Below are 3,761 nucleotides of genomic sequence, written 5' to 3'. Positions count from 1 at the left end.
TCGGGGTGTTCCCGGGCCCGCACCTCGAACACCTCATGCACCGCACCATCGGCGTGGCTCCTGGAGAACGTTTTGGTCATGACACGGGACCCTTCCGAAAATCACGCCACACAGCCGCCGGTGAAATATGTGCAGGTAGCCCGCAACCACGCTTCTATTAGGGCGCGCATCCAATGGCGCCAAAAACAGCGTGGCCCCCGTTCCTGGGAGATCAACCCCTAAGGGACTCTTGCGCAACACATCTTGTGCACTGATTCCTGCGGTGTCAATAGTTTCACCGACCGCAACAGCCGTAATCCATTCCGTCTGTTCAATAGTCGTTCACTATGCCCCCTCTCACCCTGAGAAGGGGAACGCCCCCAACATGTAACCCGGGCCAGAAATCCCTGCTGTCAAGGCATCCCCTTGACACTCACATCTTGACAAGATAGCTTGCGCAAGGATTCCTTAGGTTGCGAAAAACGCATGTACCGGGGTGCCGTCCCCCGGCCCAGCGCTCCGCCGTTCGCGGACAACCGAAACGGGTTATAGCGCACAGCCCCCACATTCTCGCCAGTAGCACCAGCCCGATTTCCAGAGGAGTTCCGTGCCATGACAAAGGCATTTTCCACGAGCAAAACAGCACGTGGATTGGGGGTCTGGAACTCCGAGGTCACCGCTATGTTACGAAAAGCTGGGTGGGAATCCCTGCTGGCTCTGCGCGCTAAAGAGCATCCCGATGGACCCGCTGTAGTGGGTCCGCGCCTGACCCTTTCCCACGCCGAACTCGACCGGCGCACCGCCGTACTCGCCGGGCTGCTGCGCGGGCACGGGGTGGTCCCGGGACAGGTCGTCGCCGTGCGCGCGCAGGACCCGGTGAACGGCCTGGTCGCGATGCTCGCCGTACTGCGGACGGGCGCCGCCCATCTCGCGCTCGACCCCGCCGCCCCCGCCGACCGTCACCGGTTCACCCTGCGGGACAGCGCCGCCCGCCTTCTCCTCAGTGACGACAGCGGCGACAGCGGCGGTGGCGACGTCCTGGGGGAGATCCCCCTGGTACGGCTCGACGCGAACCTCGGCGACGAGACGGCCGAGGCGGCCGGCCTCACCCCGCCCGACCCGGCCCACCCCGCCTACCTCGTGTACACCTCCGGCACGACCGGCAGGCCCAAGGGCGTCAGCGTCTCGTACGGCGCGCTGGCCGAGCACCTCGCCGGGATCGGCGAGCGGTTCGGACTGCGTGAGGACGACCGTGTCCTGCGGTTCGCGCAGCCGTACGTGGACGTCTCCGTCGAACAGGCGCTCGCGCCGCTGACCGTCGGGGCGACCGTCGTCTTCGGCGAGGAGCGCGCCCCCGCGATCGGCGACCTCCTCGACCTCCTGCGTCGTGAGCGGGTCACCGTCGCCAACCTGCCCGCCGGTTACTGGAACGAGCTGGCCCTCGGACTCGACCGGAACCCCCTGCCCGAGGGGCACAGCCTCCGGCTGATGATCTCCGGCAGCGAGCGGATGTCCCCCCGGGCCGCCCGTTCGTGGCTTCGGCACGCCCCGGACGTGCGGCTGCTCAACGCCTACGGACCGACCGAGTGTGTGATCACCGCGACCGTCCACGAGGTGACCGAGGTCGTGACGGACGAGATCCCGATCGGCACCGCCTGCGGCGAACGGGTGCTCCACGTCCTCGACCAGGACCTCACGCCCTGCCCGCCCGGGGTCGCCGGGGAGCTCTACGTCGGCGGCGGCCCCCTCGCCCTCGGCTACACGAGACAACCCGGGCTGACCGCCCAGCGCTTCGTGCCCGACCCGTACGGTGCCCCCGGCGCGCGTATGTACCGCACCGGCGACCTCGTCCGCCTCGACGCGGACGGAAGGCTGGACTTCCTCGGCAGGACCGACGACCAGGTCAAGATCCGGGGACACCGCGTCGAGCCCGCGGAGACCCAGCGGGTCCTGGAGCAGCACCCGGCGGTACGGCGGTGCGCGGTGCTCGGCCGGGACGACGAGGACGGCAGGACCCGGCTCGTCGGCTACGTGGTCACCGAGACGCCGAACGTCGGGGAGCTGATGGCGTTCCTGGCCGACCGGCTGCCCGCCTACCTGCTGCCCGCGCACCTGATCCCGCTGGACCGGCTGCCGCTGACCGAGGGCGGCAAGCTCGACCGCGACGCGCTGCCGCCGCTCCCGCGCGGCCCGGAGCACGGCGAGGGGACCGAACCCCCGAGGACCGAGACGGAACAACTGCTGGCCGACCTGTGGCAGGAGGTCCTCGGCGTCGGGAGCGTCGGACGCGGTGACGACTTCTTCGCGCTCGGCGGTGACTCGCTCGCCGCGCTCCGCATCACCGCCAGGCTGTTCGGCCACTTCGGCAAGGGCCTGTCGCCCCAGGCCGTCTTCGCCACCCCGGTCCTGGCCGACCTGGCGGCGCGACTCGACGCGGAACGCGCCCCCCAGCCGGCTCCGGCCCCCGAGCCTGAGCCCGCCGCGCCGTACGAGGAGGAGGGCAGGCCGCTCTCCCTCGGGCAGCACGCCCTGTGGCTGGCCGAGCAGTGGAACCCGGGCGCGCCGCTCTACAACGTGCCGTGGCTGTTCCGGCTGCGTGGCGAGATCGACGTCCCGGCGCTCGAACGGTCCCTGAACGCCCTCGTCGAACGGCACGAGGCCCTGCGCACCGCCTTCCCCGCCACCCTCGGCGAACCGGAGCAGGACGTCCTGCCCCCCTCCCCCGTACGGCTCACCGTCGAGGAGTACTCCGAGGAGGTCGTCGCCCGCGAGGCCCGCAGGCCGTTCGACCTGGAGCGGGGGCCGCTGCTACGGACCCTGCTGACGCGCGACGGCGAGGACGGCTGGGTGCTGCTGGTCGTCCTGCACCACATCGTGTGGGACGAGTGGTCACTCGGCGTCTTCGAGACCGAACTGGCCGAGATCTACGCCGCCACCCTCGACGGCAGGGAGCCCCAGCTCGCCGAGCTGCCCACCCGCTCCCGCGACCACGCCGTACGGCAGCGCCGTCTGGTGCGCGGGAACACCCTGGACGAGGGGATCGCCTACTGGGAGCGCAGGCTCGAAGGCGCCCCGAGGGAACTCGACCTGCCCACCGACCGTGTCCCCGGGGAGCGGACCCCGGCAGGCGCCGCCGTACGGTTCGACCTCGGGGCCGACCTCGCGGAGCGGGTGCGCGACCTGGCGCGGACGGAGGGCGCGACGCCGTTCATGGTGCTCCTGGCCGCCTTCTGCCTGACGCTGCGCGGCCGTACCGGGCAGGAGGACCTCGTCGTCGCCACGCCCGTCGCCGACCGGGAGCACGACGAGGAGGGCCTGATCGGCTACTTCGTCAACCTGGTCCCGCTACGGGTGCGGGCACGGACGGACGTGGGCTTCCGCGAACTGCTCGGCCAGGTGCGTGAGGACGTGCTCGCCGACCTCGGCCACCAGGACGTGCCCTTCCAGCTCCTCCTCGACCGTGTCGCCCGCGACCACTCGGGGGAACGCGCCGCCTTCGCCCAGGTCGCCTTCGAGATGCACCGCCACGACGCCCGCCCGGTACGGCTCGGCACGGCGACGGGGACCCGCGAGCTGGTCCCGACCGGAACCTCGAAGTTCGACCTGACCTGGCAGATCACCGACGACGGCGAGCGGATCTTCGGCGTCGTCGAGTACAGCACGGACCTGTTCGACGCCGCGACGGTCGCGGGGCTGGCCGCCGGATGGCGGGACACGCTGCGGAGGGTCGTGGAGGTTCCGGTGCATGAGGTGTTCGAGGTGCGGGCCCGGGAACACCCCGA

1 protein-coding gene is annotated in these 3,761 nt (G+C 70.7%); it reads left to right on the top strand.

The annotated features are described in order from the left end of the window. Window positions 1-732: 732 nt before the first annotated feature. Window positions 733-3,761 (top strand): amino acid adenylation domain-containing protein (locus ACFOYY_RS41450; protein ID WP_386197026.1); only part of this gene is annotated, 3,029 nt, incomplete at its 3' end.

The organism is Streptosporangium jomthongense (assembly GCF_042650425.1).
Taxonomy (GTDB): domain Bacteria; phylum Actinomycetota; class Actinomycetes; order Streptosporangiales; family Streptosporangiaceae; genus Streptosporangium.
The sequence above is the reverse complement of the archived record's forward strand: the minus strand, read 5'-3'. Positions and strand labels throughout refer to the sequence as shown.